The organism is Mycoplana sp. BE70, from assembly GCF_031455855.1.
In the GTDB taxonomy this organism is placed as follows: domain Bacteria; phylum Pseudomonadota; class Alphaproteobacteria; order Rhizobiales; family Rhizobiaceae; genus Mycoplana.
The window spans coordinates 49,402-63,995 of sequence record NZ_JAVDTM010000007.1 but is presented as its reverse complement, the minus strand read 5'-3'; the positions used below and the strand labels follow the sequence as shown (position 1 = coordinate 63,995).

The window sequence follows — 14,594 nt, the reverse complement described above, 5'->3', positions numbered from 1 at the left end:
TTCCCTATTTGACTGCGCCGAAGGTGAGGCCGCGCACCAGTTGCTTCTGCGAGAACCAGCCAAGGATGAGAATCGGGGCGATCGCCATGGTCGAAGCGGCCGAGAGCTTCGCGTAGAAAAGCCCCTCAGGACTTGAATAGGAGGCAATGAACGCCGTCAGCGGTGCGGCCTTTGATGCCGTCAGGTTCAGTGTCCAGAACGCCTCGTTCCAGGCGAGGATGATGTTGAGCAGGAGCGTGGAGGCGATCCCCGGCACCGCCATCGGCGTCAGCACGTAGACGATCTCCTTGGCGAGCGAGGCGCCATCCATGCGGGCCGCTTCGAGGATCTCGCCGGGGATCTCCTTGAAGTAGGTGTAGAGCATCCAGATGATGATCGGCAGGTTGATCAGCGTCAGGATCATGACGAGGCCGATGCGCGTATCGAGTAGGCCGGTGTTGCGGAACAGCAGATACATCGGCACCAGCACGCCCACCGCCGGCATCATCTTGGTGGAAAGCATCCACATCAGCACATCCTTGGTCTTCGGCGTCGGCGCAAAGGCCATGGCCCAGGCGGCGGGAATGGCGATGAGCAGCCCCAGGAGCGTCGAGCCGAACGAGATCACCACCGAATTCATGAAATGCTTGAAGTAGTCGGAACGAACCTGGACCTCGCGGTAGTTCTCGAAGGTCCAGTCGAAGAACAGCAGCGACGGCGGCGAGGCAATCGCCTCGGCCTCGGTCTTGAAGCTCGTCAGTACCGTCCAGAGGATCGGGAAGAAGATCAGGACGCCGATCGTCCAGGCGAGGACCGTATTGACGATTTTGCGTTGGCTGGAAACGGTGCGGGCCATGGTTTCACGCCTCCAGGGTCTTGCCGATCATGCGCATCAGGAAGAATGCGACGATGTTGGCGAGGATGACGGCGATGATGCCGCCGGCGGACGCACCGCCCACGTCGAACTGCAGCAGCGCCTGCGCATAGACGAGGAAGGTCAGGTTCGTGCTCTGCGTGCCGGGCCCGCCATTGGTGGTGACGAGGATTTCAGCAAAGACCGAGAGCAGGAAGATTGTCTGGATCAGGATGACGACAGTAATGGCGCGCGACAGATGCGGCAGCGTCAGATAGACGAAGCGCGACCAGGCGCCGGCACCGTCCATCTGCGCCGCTTCCTTCTGTTCTTCATCGAGCGACTGCAGCGCCGTCAGCAGGATGAGCGTCGCGAACGGCAACCATTGCCAGGCGACGATCAGGATGATGGACATCAGCGGTGCATTGTTGAGGAAGTCGAACGGCTGCAGGCCGACAGACTTCGCCAGGTAGGCAAACAGCCCGTTGACCGGGTTCATGAACATGTTCTTCCAGACCAGCGCCGCCACCGTCGGCATGATCAGGAACGGCGCGATCACGAGGATGCGCACGATCCCCTGCCCGAACATCGGCTGGTCGAGCAGGAGTGCCAGTCCAATGCCACCGAGCACGGTGATGAAGAGGACGCCAAGTACGATGGCAAGCGTGTTGAAGATCGCCTGGAAAAACGCAGGATCGGTCAGGAAGTACTTGTAATTATCGAAGCCCGCCCACTCCTCCATGCCGGGCATCAGCAGATTGTAGCGCAGGAAGGAGAAGTAGACCGTCATCGCCAGCGGCACGACCATCCAGGCAAGCAAAAGCAGCACCGAGGGTGCCATCATCAGACGAGCGGCAGATCGGGTGTGGAGTGTGGCCATGGCAGTTCCCGGTCAGGTTGGCCGCCAGCCTTCCGTTTCGCTGGGGCTTGGGGAAGGAAGCGAGTCCGGTTGTCAAAAAAGCCGGCGCAACTTTTCAGGACACCTGCCGCTTGGGCTCGGAAGTTGTCCCGGCGGCGCCGGCAGGGAGGTTCCCTTCCCCCGGAGAAAAGGAGCTGGGAACCCCAACCCGGCGCACCGATAATGTCGCATGCGCCAGGCCTTGGGAGCCCTATTTGATGTAACCGGCCTTCGTCATTTCGCGCGTCGTCAGCTGCTGGGCGGCAGCAAGCGCATCATCCACGCTGGTCTGCCCGGCAAGCGCTGCCGAGAATTGCTGGCCGACGGCCGTGCCGAGACCCTGAAATTCCGGGATCGCGACGAACTGCACGCCGACATAGGGCACCGGCTTGACGGCCGGGTTCTTCGGGTCGGCCGCGTTGATGCTGTCAAGCGTCATCTTCGCGAACGGCGCAGCCTTCTGGTATTCCGGGTTCTCGTAGAGCGAGGTGCGGGTGCCCGGAGGCACGTTCGCCCAGCCGTCCTTCTCAGCCACCAGCTTCAGGTAGTCCTTGCCGGTTGCCCAGGCGACGAACTTTTCCGCCGCCGCCTGCTTCTGCGTGCCGGCCGGGATCGCGAGATTCCACGCCCACAGCCAGTTGCCGCGCTTGCCAAGTCCCGTATCAGGGGCGAGCGCGAAGCCGACCTTGTCGGCGACCGTCGATGCCTTCGGGTCGGTCACGAAGGAAGCAGCGACCGTGGCGTCGATCCACATGCCGCACTTGCCGGTCTGGAACAGGGCCAGGTTCTCGTTGAAGCCGTTCGAGGAGGCGCCCGGAGGGCCGGCGTCGTTCATCAGCTTGACGTAGAAGTCGAGCGTGTTCTTCCATTCCGGCTGGTCGAACTGCGGCTTCCAGTTCTCGTCGAACCAGCGCGCGCCAAAGGCGTTCGCGGTTGCCGTCAGGAAGGCCATGTTCTCGCCCCAGCCGGCCTTGCCGCGCAGGCAGATGCCGTAGATCTCCTTGTCCTTGTCGGTGATCTTGCGGGCGGCGTCGGCGATGAACTCCCAGGTCGGCGCATCCGGCATGGTCAGCCCGGCCTTCTCGAAGAGGTCCTTGCGGTACATCACCATCGAGCTTTCGCCGTAGAAGGGTGCGGCATAGAGCTTGCCGTCCTCCCCGGTCAGCCCGGAGCGGATCGCCGGCAACAGGTCGTCGACGTCGTAGTCGGCGCCGAGATTGTCGAGCGGCAGGAGCCAGCCCTGCTTGGCCCAGATCGGGACTTCATAGGTGCCGATCGTGAGAATGTCGTACTGGCCGCCCTTGGTGGCGATGTCGGTCGTCACGCGCTGGCGTAGCACGTTTTCCTCGAGCGTGACCCAGTCGAGCTGGATGTCCGGATTTTTGGAGGTGAAGTCGTCCGTCAGTTTCTGCATGCGGATCATGTCGCCGTTGTTCACGGTCGCAATGGTCAGCGTCTCCGCATTGGCAAATCCACACAGGACAACGGCCGAGCAGGCGCCCAGCAGCAGCGTCTTCAATTTCATTTCTTCCTCCCAGAAGCCAAATGAGCATTTGCTTCGCTCATGGGCAATTACTCACTCATTCCCGCCAAATGTCAACGCTGATTCTTCGCTGCGCCGCCGAAAGCAGCCAGCGGCGATTGATGTACCTAGCTAAATTTTCGCTTTTGCCCCGCGGGCGTTGGTGTATGTCCGGCTCTCAATTTACATCGGGCACCGCCCGATAGATCGTCGCGATGGAGCACGAACACGTCATGGGCCAAGACACACTGGACATTGCCGCCCTTCTCGACGCGATGGCGGAAAGCCCCAGACGCGACAACAGCGCCTATCACGCGGCCATGGCCGAAGCCCGCCGGGCGTTCGAGAATGCGGAAGCAGCACTAGGCGGACCCGTGAAGGTCAAGATCAAGACAAAGACCAAGCGAAACGGCAGTTACGTCGTGAAGTGGACCTTCAAGCGCCTCGCATAGAGCTGTGCCGGCAAACGTTTATCGGCTGTTTTCAGTGTGAAAGCGAACTGGTCGAGAAAGACCAGAGCTTGACCTATGCGGGGCCTCTGACAATATCGAGCCATCAGTTCCAGGGAGTTCGACAACAACGCAGAATGGAAATCCTCGGCTTGGCAACGCCAGCCGGCAATTGAATTGCGATAGCGGCCACGCTTTGCACGGCCGGCGCTACTTAATGCCAGCAAGGAGTTCTCAAAATGATTTCAGCGTCGGAATGTCTGAATTTTGCTCGCAACACTGCACTTGGCCTTGTTGCCTGGGTTGCGATTGCCACCGTCGCACAGGCGCAGTCCGATCCCCTGCCTTCATGGAATGACACCGCTCCCAAGAAGGCGATCGTCACCTTTGTCGAGAAGGTCACAAAGGAAGGAACACCTGACTTCGTGCCGGAACCGGCGCGCATCGCGGTGTTCGACAATGACGGTACGTTGTGGACCGAGCACCCAATGTACACCCAGCTCGTCTTTGCCCTCGACCGGGTCAAGACCATGGCGAAGGACCATCCGGAATGGAAGGATAAGCAACCGTTCAAGGCTGTTCTGGAAGGTGACCTGAAGGCGTTGGCAGCCGCCGGCGAAAAGGGCCTGATGGACCTCATCATGACGACCCATGCGGGAATGACCGATGACCAATTCGCAACGATCGTGACCGATTGGCTCGCTAAGGCTCGGGACCCGCGGTTCAAGCGTCCCTATACCGAACTTGTCTACCAGCCGATGCTGGAACTGCTCGCCTATCTGAGGGCGAACGGCTTCAAGACCTTCATCGTTTCGGGCGGCGGCATCGAGTTCATGCGTCCGTGGACAGAGAGCGTCTACGGCGTCCCGCCCGACCAGGTGGTCGGCTCGTCGATCAAGACGGAGTTCTTTATGCGAGATGGCGTACCGGTGCTGCTGCGCCTGCCGCAGGTCAATTTTGTCGACGACAAGGCCGGAAAACCGGTCGGCATCAATGCGCACATCGGGCAACGGCCGATTGCAGCATTCGGCAATTCCGACGGCGACCTGCAGATGTTGCAGTGGACGACGCTGGGGGCGTCGACGCCCCGCTTCGGGATGATCATTCACCACACGGATGCCGAACGGGAATATGCCTACGATCGTGACACTGATTTTGGCCGCCTGGACGAAGCCCTCGAATTGCACCGATAAACGGCTGGACAGTCGTCGACATGAAATCCGACTGGAAGGAGATCTTTCCGCGCAATTGATCCAAGGTTTCCCCCGCTTGCCGGAGGCTACCGCTGTGGGGGCATAAGAACGGTTTCACGCCGACAGCAGATAGCGCGCCGTCGCCTCGTCCGTGACAAGGCCGTTAATCATCCGCCCCTTCAGGGCCGACAGGATAGCCAGGTGCTTGCGCCGGCCCTTGGCAAGGCCGATGACGGTCGCCCTGTCACGCGAGGGAAGCGGGACGGAAGCGACGCGCTCGTTAATGCTTCCAGGCATCAACACGCCCTCGCGGTCGAACATCCAGCCGCAGATCTCGCCCGCCGCCCCCTGCTCCATCAGGCGCGCCATTTCATCCCGGCCCAGGAAGCCGTCCTCGCAGAGCGGCGCGTCGGGACCGAGCTCGCCGATACCGACGAAAGCGACATCAGCCTCCTCCCCGAGTTTCAGGGCCCTCTGCACGAGACTCTGCCTGTGCAGCAAGTCCCGCTCCTCTGCCGACGAAACCAGAACGGGCAGCGGCATCGGAAAATGCCGCGCCTTGACGGCGTCCGCCATGCTGAAGATGACGTTGTAATAGGCGGCCGAGCCGTCCGGTCCGATATTGCCCGTCAGCGACATGATGCGATGTTGCGGACACTCCATGGCCGGCAACTGATCGATCGCCGCCTTGAGCGTGCGTCCGGTGCCGACCGCAAGCACGATCGGATCCGGACGCTTCAACCAACGCTCGATTTCCGCCGCTCCCGCCTCGGCGATGCCGACGGTCGTCGAAGTCGAGGCAGGATCGGTCGGCACGACGTCGACATAGCGCAGAGCGAAGTGCTGCTTGAGCCGCTGGGCAAGCTCGAGACACTCGGCGATCGGGTGATCGAGACGCACCTTGATCAATCGCTCGGCGACGGCGAGCGAGACAAGGCGCTGCGCGGACTGCCGCGATATGCCCATGGCGGCCGCGATCTCGTCCTGGGTGCGGCCGGCGACGTAATAGAGCCAGCCGGCTCTCGCCGCATCGTCCAGCCTGCCACCTGTTTCGGATCGCCTTGCCATGGTCTGACCTCAAACTGTCTCGATGTGCTGACATCATTTTGGCAGGGCTGTCAAATCCGTCATCGAGGTTGCGCCGCAACCAAAAGTTTGCATTGCAGCATCGAATAGAGCCACATTTATGACTTTTGTAGTCAGGATTTATTTGGCTCAACCACCTGGAAATCCAGCATTTCCACCAAAACTTTTACCGTTTGATAAAAAAATAAAGCGTGTTACCGTTTCATCATCCAAAGCCCACTCGAATGGGAGATAACAATGGGAACAAACGCATCTGGGATTCATGGCGGCAGGCTTTCGCCGGCCGACTATGAGAAAAACTTCTCCGACCTGCATCCGCCGCTGGATCATCACGAGGCACTGGTGGCGGCCGATCGCTGCTACTTCTGCCATGACGCGCCATGCATGACGGCCTGTCCGACCACCATCGACATTCCGATGTTCATCCGCCAGATCTCGACCGGCAATCCGGTTGGGTCGGCCAAGACCATCTTCGACCAGAACATCCTCGGCGGCATGTGCGCCCGCGTCTGTCCCACCGAGACGCTGTGCGAGCAGGCCTGCGTCCGCAACACGGCGGAAGAGCGCCCCGTCGAGATCGGCCGGCTGCAGCGTTATGCCACCGACACGGCGATGGAGCGGAATATCCAGTTCTACGAGCGCGCCGCCCGCACGGGCCATCGCGTCGCCGTCATCGGCGCCGGCCCGGCCGGCCTTGCCTGCGCCCACCGGCTTGCCGTGAACGGCCATGACGTCGTCGTCTTCGACGCCCGGGTCAAACCCGGCGGTCTGAACGAATATGGCATCGCCACCTACAAGGCGACGGACGACATCGCCCAGCGCGAGGTGGACTACGTGCTCGCCATTGGCGGCATCGAGGTCCGCAACGGCCAGAGGCTCGGCCGCGACTTCACCCTTGGCGAACTGACCGACAATTTCGATGCCGTCTTCCTCGGCATGGGGCTTGCCGGCGTCAATGCGCTTCAGGTCGAGGGCGAGCAGCTTGCCGGCGTCGATGACGCCGTCGACTTCATTGCCGCCCTGCGCCAGGTCGAGGACAAGGCCGATATCGCGATCGGCCGCCGCGTCGTCGTGATCGGCGGCGGCATGACGGCGATCGACGCCGCCGTTCAGGCCAAACTGCTCGGCGCCGAGGAGGTGACGATCTGCTACCGCCGCGGCAAGGAGCATATGAACGCCTCGGAGTTCGAACAGGATCTTGCCACCTCGAAAGGCGTGATGATCCGTCACTGGCTGCAGCCGAAAAGGGTTGTCGGCAAGGACGGACACGTCATGGGAATCGAGGTCGAATACACCGAGATGCGGGACGGCAGGCTCACCGGCACCGGCGAGACCGGCATCCTGGCCGCCGACCAGATCTTCAAGGCAATCGGCCAGACGTTCGATCCGATTGGAGTCAGCAACCTGCAGCTAGAAGGCGGGCGCATCGCCGTCGATGCGGAAGGCCGCACCTCCGTGGCCCGCGTCTGGGCCGGCGGCGACTGCGTCAAGGCCGGCGAGGACCTGACCGTCACCTCGGTCGCGCAAGGGCGCGATGCCGCCGATTCGATCAACCGGACGCTTGCCGCTGGTGCACGTCCCTCCGTTGCCGTCGCCTGAAGGGAGAACGAACCATGGCTGATCTCCGCAATAATTTCGTCGGCATCAAGTCCCCGAACCCCTTCTGGCTGGCCTCCGCCCCGCCGACCGACAAGGCCTACAACGTCGAGCGCGCTTTCAAGGCGGGCTGGGGCGGTGTCGTCTGGAAGACGCTCGGCGAGGAAGGCCCGCCGGTCGTCAACGTCAACGGCCCGCGCTACGGCGCCATCTGGGGCGCCGATCGTCGGCTCCTCGGCCTCAACAACATCGAGCTCATCACCGACCGTCCCCTGCAGATCAACCTGCAGGAGATGAAGCAGGTGAAGATGAACTGGCCGGACCGGGCGCTAATCGCCTCGATCATGGTGCCGTGCGAGGAAAATGCCTGGAAATCCATTCTTCCGCTGGTGGAAGAAACAGGCGCCGACGGCATCGAACTCAACTTCGGCTGTCCGCACGGCATGTCCGAGCGCGGCATGGGTGCGGCCGTCGGCCAGGTGCCGGAATACATCGAGATGGTCGTGCGTTGGTGCAAGCAGTACACGCGCATGCCTGTCATCACCAAGCTGACTCCGAACATCACCGACATCCGCAAGCCGGCGCGCGCCGCCAAGGCCGGCGGCACCGACGCCGTGTCGCTGATCAACACGATCAACTCGATCACCTCGGTCAACCTCGACACCTTCTCGCCCGAGCCTTCGATCGACGGCAAGGGCAGCCATGGCGGCTATTGCGGCCCGGCGGTGAAGCCGATCGCGCTGAACATGGTGGCCGAGATCGCCCGCGATCCGGAAACCTACGGTCTGCCGATCTCCGGCATTGGCGGGGTGACGACATGGCGCGATGCGGCCGAGTTCCTGGCGCTCGGCGCTGGCAACGTGCAGGTCTGCACCGCTGCCATGACCTACGGCTTCAAGATCGTCGAGGAGATGATCACCGGGCTCTCCGACTGGATGGATTCCAAGGGTCACAAGACCCTGGACGACATCACCGGCCGTGCAGTGCCGAACGTCAGCGACTGGCAGTACCTCAACCTCAACTACGTCGCCAAGGCGCACATCGACCAGGACGCCTGCATCAAGTGCGGCCGCTGTCACATCGCCTGCGAGGACACCTCGCACCAGGCGATCACCTCCATGGTCGACGGTATCAGGCATTTCGAGGTGATGGAGGACGAGTGCGTCGGCTGCAATCTTTGCGTCAACGTCTGCCCGGTCGACAACTGCATCACCATGGTGCCGTTGGCGGCCGGCGTGCTTGACCAGCGCACCGGCAAGCCGGTCGATCCGAACTACGCCAACTGGACGACTCATCCAAACAATCCGATGGCCCGCCAGGCCGCGGAATAGCTCCTCCCTGCCGATGTCCCTGGCTCCACCTTCGAGGTGGGGCCTGGGGCGCCGGTGCCCGAACGTTCGCCTACCGCACTCGGCCCGCAAGCTTCCCGGCCGCCCTTACCATCGTGCAGCGGGCAAGATTTCAGCGAAATTTCAGATCCCCATCCGGATTTCCGCCACCGAAGAGGCCACACTCCCGTATCCGATGGAGGAAGTGGCCATGACGACGCACCGCCACGAACGCACCGCATATCAAGACCGCAGGGATGAACTGATCGACCTGATCGGTTCCGGCATCACCGCCTATCCCGGCAGCGAGATGGGCTATCTGCTCGACATGCTGTCCGACGAAACCGCAGAGGCTTCTGCGCCGATGCTCCCGCGCGCCTGGTCCTGGCGAGAAATGTTTACGTTCGGCGCCGTCCCGCGCTTGACTTGATGGCCGCCCGGGGCTCCGATGGAGGGGGTGTTCCGCGGGGACTCCATCGGTGGACGAGAGTGGCGATCAACGGCTGTTCCGCATCGGTGACTGCGTGCTGGATCTCGATTGCGGCACGCTGGTGCGCTCCGGCACGCCGGTTTCGGTCCGCGCCAAGACCTTTCTTCTGCTCTCCCATCTTGCGCGGCATCGCGGCAAGGTTCTTTCCAAGGATGCGCTGCTCGACGCCATCTGGCCGGACGTTTCGGTCACTGAGGATTCGCTGACGCAATGCATCCGCGACGCTCGGAAGGCGCTGGGCGGCGAGGCGCAGCAACTGCTTCGGACGGTCCCGCGGCGCGGCTATGTCTTGATGTCCCCCGAAACCACCGGCCACCCATCTCCCGCATCGCCTCAAGCAAACTTACATCACGCATCCCTGCATCTCTCGCAGGAACCGACGGTCGCCGTGCTTCCCTTTAAGAACACGGGTGACAATCCGGATGACGCGCTGTTCATCGATGGCATCGTCGAAGAGATCACAAACGGGCTGGCGCGCTTCAAGACCGTTGCGGTGATCGCCCGCAATTCCGCCTTCGCCTACCGCAGCGAGCCGGGCCCGGCGGGCGAAACGATCGGTAAGGCGCTGGGTGTCGATTTCGTGGTGGAGGGATCGGTGCGCAGACTTGGTTCGCGCCTGAGCATCGCGGCGTCCTTGAGCGTGGCGCGTGACGGCCACCGCCTCTGGGGTGAGACGTTTTCCGGCGACGGCAGCGACCTTTTCGCGTTGAACGAAATCATCGCCTACCGCATCATTTCGCGGCTGCTAGCGAACATCGAAGGCGCGGTCCTGCACCGCCCGGCTGCACCGACACCGGAAAACATCGACGCTTTCGAGCATCTGACGCGCGGCATCGCCCTGCTGCGCAGTTACGGCGAAGGCGTGAACGAACGCTCCCGCATCCATTTCCTTCGCGCCGTCGAGCTCGACGAGCGATACGGCCTCGCCCATGCCTATCTCGCGCTGACCGAACTCATCATCAACGGCTACGGCGGGTCGCCGCGCGACGTCATTGTCGCGTGCCGCGACCGGGTGCTGACGGCGCTTGCGCTGGCTCCGGAGGAAGCCCGATGCCATCGCATCATGGCGGTCGTCCTGCTCTGCCTTCGCGAGCACGCGGCGGCCGAGCAGCATCTGCGTCGCTCGCTGGACCTCAACCCTTACGACGCCGACACGCTGGCGCAGATGGGTTATTTGCTGACGATGCGCGGGCGTCCCAACGAGGCGCTGGAGTGGATGGATCGTGCCGTGCGCCTCAATCCTATCCATCCGCAGTGGTATCACTACGATCGGTCGATACTGCTCTACACGATCGGTGAATACCGGAAAGCGGCCGAGGAACTGGTCAGCATTCCCCAATGCGGTGTTCTGCACGAGATACGGCTTGCAGCCTGCTACGCGATGACGGAAATGCACGCAAAAGCCGCCGCGCAGATACGGCAGATTCTCCGAGCAAAGCCCGGCCTATCGATCGAGGAGACTATCAGGACGCGACTGGAGTTCGAGCGGGATGAGGACATCGAGCATATTCTGCGCGGCGTGCGGCTGGCGCTGGACTGCTTTTCTCGTGACGAGGGTTCCTAGACCGGACATTGCGGCAATCCTCAATTTGTAAGAACCGTAAGGGGGAGCACCTGCCTGCAGTGACACCCCCGTCCGTCATGGAGGGTTTGCGGATAATCGACCTCCCGGAACAAATACCCCCTGACGGTAGGGGTCACCCATGCTAAGCCGGCAAAGTTTCGCACAACCGGAAGCATCTTCGTGGATCGGACTACGCAGCACACCAGACGGGCCGCTTCAAACCCGCAGGTATCGCGCCGGGAGCGCTTCTTAGGCCACCTTGCCATGCTGCTCTTCTCCGTGCTCATCGCCGGCTCCTTCTCCTTCGGCAGGCTGGCGACACAGCACATGGATGCGGGTCCGCTGATGCTCTGGCGTTATCTCCTGACCATGCTGGTGATGGCCGTCCTTGCCTTCGGCATATTCCGCGCTCCGTTTGCTCTGCCAAGGGAAACCTGGCGCTTCCTGGTTCTTGGCGGACTGATCGCCTTCTACATGCTGACGATGTTCATCGCGCTGGAGTTTACGGATCCGATCTCGACCGGAGCCGTCTTCACGCTCATGCCGTTGCTGAGCGCCGGCTTCGCACTGCTCTTCCTCGGCCAACGCACCCGCTCGGGCGTCCTGATCGCCCTGGTGATTGCGGCCATTGGCGCGGTCTGGGTCATCTTCCGCGGCGAAATCGACGCGATGCTCTCCTTCGATGTCGGTCGCGGCGAAATCATCTTCTTCATCGGCGTCGCAGCACACGCCGCCTATGTGCCGCTGCTGCGCAAATACGGCCGGGGCGAGAACCCGTTCGCCTTCGGCTTCTGGGTCACGGTCGCTTCCACCCTGTGCCTGCTGCCCTTTGGCGCGCGGGAGCTCGCGGCAACCGATTTCGCCACGCTGCCTCTGGTCGTCTATGGCGCCGTTGCCTATCTCGCCGTCATGACCACGGCGGTGACATTCCTCCTTCTCCAATACGCCTCCATGCGGCTGCCAGCGCCGAAGGTGCTTGGGTACGGCTACCTGACGCCGAGCTTCATCATTGTCCTCGAAGGTCTTCTCGGTCACGGCTGGCCCCATGCGGCCGTGTTCGCCGGCGCCCTCGTCACCGCCTGCGGCCTTGTGGCCATGGCGCGCTTGCCGGACTGACGACACGCCCTGGCTGCGAAGGAACGTCGCACCCCATCGCCATTCAGAAATATTTCACAGCCATGGTGTCAAAGGGGTCCGATCGCTGCCTTAGCTGGCGCGGCGGGACGAAGTTGGGGGCATCATATGACTGACGACAGCTGGTCCATATCGGACCTGCCGCCGAGTTGGACGCGCGTTGCGCGTGATGCATTGTTCGTTGCCGGCGTCATCTTTTGCGCAGCACTGTTCGGCATCCTGACAAGGCCAGTCGGTTTTCTTGCAGCGTTCTGGCCCGCAAACGCCGTCTTGCTCGGCATCATGATCCGCAGTCCACGCCTGGCCTCCTTTTCCGGCTGGACCGGCGCCTTCGCCGGCTACGTCGCGGCCGATCTGGTGACTGGCGGATCATTCGGCCTGACCTTGTGGATGACCTGCGCCAATATGGCCGAAGCGGCCGTCGGCTATCTGTTGTTTCGGCGCATCTCCGTGGATCACCAGCGCCTGCGCTGGCCGCAATCGTTCATGCTCCTCTTCGCCGTCTGCTGCAGCGCCGCCGCCGCAGGCGCCTTCATCGGCGCCGGTGCGGCGAGCCTGGCATTCGGACGCGACTTTGCGATCGGCCTGGAGTACTGGTTCGGTACGGAGCTCGCCAATGCCATCGTCGTGCTGCCGGTTATCCTGACCGCGCCGCGGCCGCGCGACATCCCTTGGCCCAGGCGAATTTTCGCGACAGTCGAAGGGACGCGCGATGTGATGCCAGTCGCAGCCCTTGCCGTCTCCATCCTGCTTGGCAATGTGATCGAAGGTCCCGGCTCGTTCGCCTTTCCGGTCCCGGCGCTGCTGTGGTGTGCCGTCAGCTACTCGCTGTTCACCACCGCCGTTCTCACCCTTATTTTCAGCATGTGGGGCATGGTGATCGTCACCGGGTCTTTCGCGACGCTGCCGGCCCACATCGACCTGCTCACATGGGGCAAGTCGATCCGCCTGGCGCTTGCGCTGATCGCACTGGCACCCCTCACCGTCGCCAGTGTCACCACCACGCGCAACGAACTCCTCAAACGCCTGCAGGATTCGGTCGATCACGACGCGCTGACACGCGCCCTCACCCGCAGCACATTCATCGAGCGAAGCGAACGCCTGCTGGAGACGGATGCCGCCGGACTCGGCTATGCCGCGGTGCTGATGCTCGACGTGGATCGGTTCAAGTCCGTCAACGACCGCCACGGCCATGCTGGCGGTGACGCGGCGCTCGTCGCCTTCGCCGGTTCGGTGACCGAAGCGCTTCGCAAGGAGGACCTGTTCGGCCGGCTGGGAGGCGAGGAGTTCGCCGTCTTCTTCCCGGATACGATGCGCGAAGTGGCCGCCGCGATCGCCGAGAACATCCGCCGGACGGTCGAAGAACGGCTGGTCGATGTCGGCAACGGCAACTGCATTCCGATAACCGTCAGCGGCGGGCTGGCCTTTCAGACCGATACAGCCAGGCCCTCTCTGGATGCCCTTCTGGCTCAGGCCGACACCGCGCTCTATCGGGCAAAAGCCGACGGACGCAACCGCATCGTTGTTTTCACGACAGCATGTCTTGCGAAAGTAGGAACCGGCGAAGGAACAAGCACCTAAACAGTGAGAAGCGGCCGATCAGGAAGCCTGGTCCCGCACCTGCAAGCCGCCGATGAAGAGCTGCTCGAGAAAGCGAGCGGCATCCTCGAAACGGCCATCGCCCGCCTGATCCTGCCCCAATACCGCGCGCACCTGCACGTCGAAGTCGGCGTAGTGCTGGGTCGTCGACCAGATCGAAAAGATCAGGTGATAGGGATCGCATTTCGCGATCTTGCCGGCCTTGGCCCAGGCGAGGATCACTGCCGCCTTCTCGTCGACGAGAGCCTTGAGTGGTCCTTTCAGCTCGTCCTCGATGTTGGGCGCGCCCTGCAGGACCTCATTGGCGAAGAGCCTGCTTTCGCGTGGGAAATCCCGCGCCATCTCAAGCTTGCGGCGGATGTAGCTGCGGATTTCCGTTACCGGATTTCCCTCTGCGTCGAACTCGCGAAGAGGGTCCAGCCAAGTGTCCAGCACGCGCGTGATCAACGCGCGGTGCATCGCCTCCTTGGTGCGGAAATAATAGAGCAGGTTCGGCTTCGACATGCCGGCAACCTCGGCGATCTGGTCGACCGTAGCCCCCCGATAGCCATGCAGCGAAAATACTTCCAGCGCGGCCTCCAGGATTCGCTCTTCCTTTTCCTCCTGAATTCGCGTGCGCCGCTGTGTCTTCGCCGCTCTCGGTAGAACCATCTTGCCTCTCAGCTTTTGCCCGAACAGAAAAGTGCAGTCAAAATCACCAGTTTAGCCCATGCCATTTTTCTGGGCCAAGCCCGCGGCTTTTCGCTTTTTCGACTTGAGTGCCGCAATGGAAGCTGTAATGTTTACCAACCGGTCAAATTATCGGCGAGTTGCGCTTCAAACGCAACGGCTGTTCGGAGGCGCACAAAAACAAATCGCGCCCTATTGTCCGGCGGGAACACATAGGCGGTTGCGCAAGGAGCC

Annotated in this window: 12 protein-coding genes and 1 pseudogene; 8 read left to right on the top strand and 5 right to left on the bottom strand. The window is 62.2% G+C overall.

The genetic code is table 11. The features are described from left to right. Positions 1-4 precede the first annotated feature (4 nt). The 3 genes from J2Y48_RS14195 to J2Y48_RS14185 all read right to left on the bottom strand — a co-directional run bounded on the left by J2Y48_RS14195 (position 5) and on the right by J2Y48_RS14185 (position 3,255). Positions 5-835, bottom strand: coding sequence for a carbohydrate ABC transporter permease (locus J2Y48_RS14195; RefSeq protein WP_310419062.1), 831 nt, complete (start codon positions 833-835; stop codon positions 5-7). A gap of 4 nt (positions 836-839) precedes the next feature. Beyond that, positions 840-1,712: a sugar ABC transporter permease gene (locus J2Y48_RS14190; protein WP_310419059.1), complete on the bottom strand. Its 873-nt coding sequence runs from the start codon at positions 1,710-1,712 to the stop codon at positions 840-842. 229 nt (positions 1,713-1,941) lie between these two features. Continuing rightward, on the bottom strand, positions 1,942-3,255 hold the full coding sequence (locus J2Y48_RS14185) for a sugar ABC transporter substrate-binding protein (protein ID WP_310419055.1): 1,314 nt from the start codon (positions 3,253-3,255) through the stop codon (positions 1,942-1,944). A 230-nt stretch (positions 3,256-3,485) separates the two neighbouring features. On the opposite strand from J2Y48_RS14185, the gene J2Y48_RS14180 reads away from it, so the two are divergent. Together J2Y48_RS14180 and J2Y48_RS14175 are read left to right on the top strand one after the other, a co-directional pair. Then, positions 3,486-3,704, top strand: a complete 219-nt coding sequence (locus J2Y48_RS14180; protein ID WP_310419053.1) for a hypothetical protein — start codon at positions 3,486-3,488, stop codon at positions 3,702-3,704. A 236-nt stretch (positions 3,705-3,940) separates the two neighbouring features. Further along, positions 3,941-4,953, top strand: a pseudogene (locus tag J2Y48_RS14175) (HAD family hydrolase). A gap of 55 nt (positions 4,954-5,008) precedes the next feature. Here the strand turns inward: J2Y48_RS14175 and J2Y48_RS14170 are convergent. After that, positions 5,009-5,962 carry a sugar-binding transcriptional regulator gene (locus J2Y48_RS14170; protein WP_310419050.1) on the bottom strand — a complete coding sequence of 318 codons (954 nt, stop codon included), beginning with the start codon at positions 5,960-5,962 and terminating at the stop codon, positions 5,009-5,011. 255 nt (positions 5,963-6,217) lie between these two features. Here J2Y48_RS14170 and J2Y48_RS14165 point away from each other — a divergent pair, with 255 nt between their 5' ends. The 6 genes from J2Y48_RS14165 (at position 6,218) to J2Y48_RS14140 (ending at position 13,673) form a co-directional block, all read left to right on the top strand. Beyond that, positions 6,218-7,579, top strand: a complete 1,362-nt coding sequence (locus J2Y48_RS14165; RefSeq protein WP_310419047.1) for an NAD(P)-dependent oxidoreductase — start codon at positions 6,218-6,220, stop codon at positions 7,577-7,579. A 14-nt stretch (positions 7,580-7,593) separates the two neighbouring features. Further along, positions 7,594-8,907, top strand: a complete 1,314-nt coding sequence (gene preA / locus J2Y48_RS14160; RefSeq protein ID WP_310419044.1) for an NAD-dependent dihydropyrimidine dehydrogenase subunit PreA — start codon at positions 7,594-7,596, stop codon at positions 8,905-8,907. Positions 8,908-9,115: 208 nt separating this feature from the next. Then, positions 9,116-9,334, top strand: a complete 219-nt coding sequence (locus J2Y48_RS14155) for a hypothetical protein (protein ID WP_310419041.1) — start codon at positions 9,116-9,118, stop codon at positions 9,332-9,334. A 49-nt stretch (positions 9,335-9,383) separates the two neighbouring features. Beyond that, positions 9,384-10,958: a winged helix-turn-helix domain-containing protein gene (locus tag J2Y48_RS14150; RefSeq protein WP_310419038.1), complete on the top strand. Its 1,575-nt coding sequence runs from the start codon at positions 9,384-9,386 to the stop codon at positions 10,956-10,958. 180 nt (positions 10,959-11,138) lie between these two features. Next, on the top strand, positions 11,139-12,074 hold the full coding sequence (locus J2Y48_RS14145) for a DMT family transporter (RefSeq protein WP_310419036.1): 936 nt from the start codon (positions 11,139-11,141) through the stop codon (positions 12,072-12,074). A gap of 126 nt (positions 12,075-12,200) precedes the next feature. Beyond that, complete coding sequence (locus J2Y48_RS14140) at positions 12,201-13,673, top strand: diguanylate cyclase (protein ID WP_310419034.1); 1,473 nt, start codon at positions 12,201-12,203, stop codon at positions 13,671-13,673. An 18-nt stretch (positions 13,674-13,691) separates the two neighbouring features. On the opposite strand, the gene J2Y48_RS14135 is transcribed toward J2Y48_RS14140, so the two are convergent. Beyond that, entirely contained in the window at positions 13,692-14,342 is a 651-nt protein-coding gene (locus tag J2Y48_RS14135) for a TetR family transcriptional regulator C-terminal domain-containing protein (RefSeq protein WP_310419029.1), read from the bottom strand. Positions 14,343-14,594 lie beyond the last annotated feature (252 nt).

Bases quoted from the DNA above. Each gene is read 5' to 3' on its own strand.
- J2Y48_RS14195 (WP_310419062.1), bottom strand. From the start codon at position 835: ATGGCCCGCACCGTTTCCAGCCAACGCAAAATCGTCAATACGGTCCTC.
- J2Y48_RS14165 (WP_310419047.1), top strand. From the start codon at position 6,218: ATGGGAACAAACGCATCTGGGATTCATGGCGGCAGGCTTTCGCCGGCC.
- J2Y48_RS14135 (WP_310419029.1), bottom strand. From the start codon at position 14,342: ATGGTTCTACCGAGAGCGGCGAAGACACAGCGGCGCACGCGAATTCAG.
- preA (WP_310419044.1), top strand. From the start codon at position 7,594: ATGGCTGATCTCCGCAATAATTTCGTCGGCATCAAGTCCCCGAACCCC.
- J2Y48_RS14190 (WP_310419059.1), bottom strand. From the start codon at position 1,712: ATGGCCACACTCCACACCCGATCTGCCGCTCGTCTGATGATGGCACCC.
- J2Y48_RS14170 (WP_310419050.1), bottom strand. From the start codon at position 5,962: ATGGCAAGGCGATCCGAAACAGGTGGCAGGCTGGACGATGCGGCGAGA.
- J2Y48_RS14180 (WP_310419053.1), top strand. From the start codon at position 3,486: ATGGGCCAAGACACACTGGACATTGCCGCCCTTCTCGACGCGATGGCG.
- J2Y48_RS14155 (WP_310419041.1), top strand. From the start codon at position 9,116: ATGACGACGCACCGCCACGAACGCACCGCATATCAAGACCGCAGGGAT.
- J2Y48_RS14140 (WP_310419034.1), top strand. From the start codon at position 12,201: ATGACTGACGACAGCTGGTCCATATCGGACCTGCCGCCGAGTTGGACG.
- J2Y48_RS14185 (WP_310419055.1), bottom strand. From the start codon at position 3,255: ATGAAATTGAAGACGCTGCTGCTGGGCGCCTGCTCGGCCGTTGTCCTG.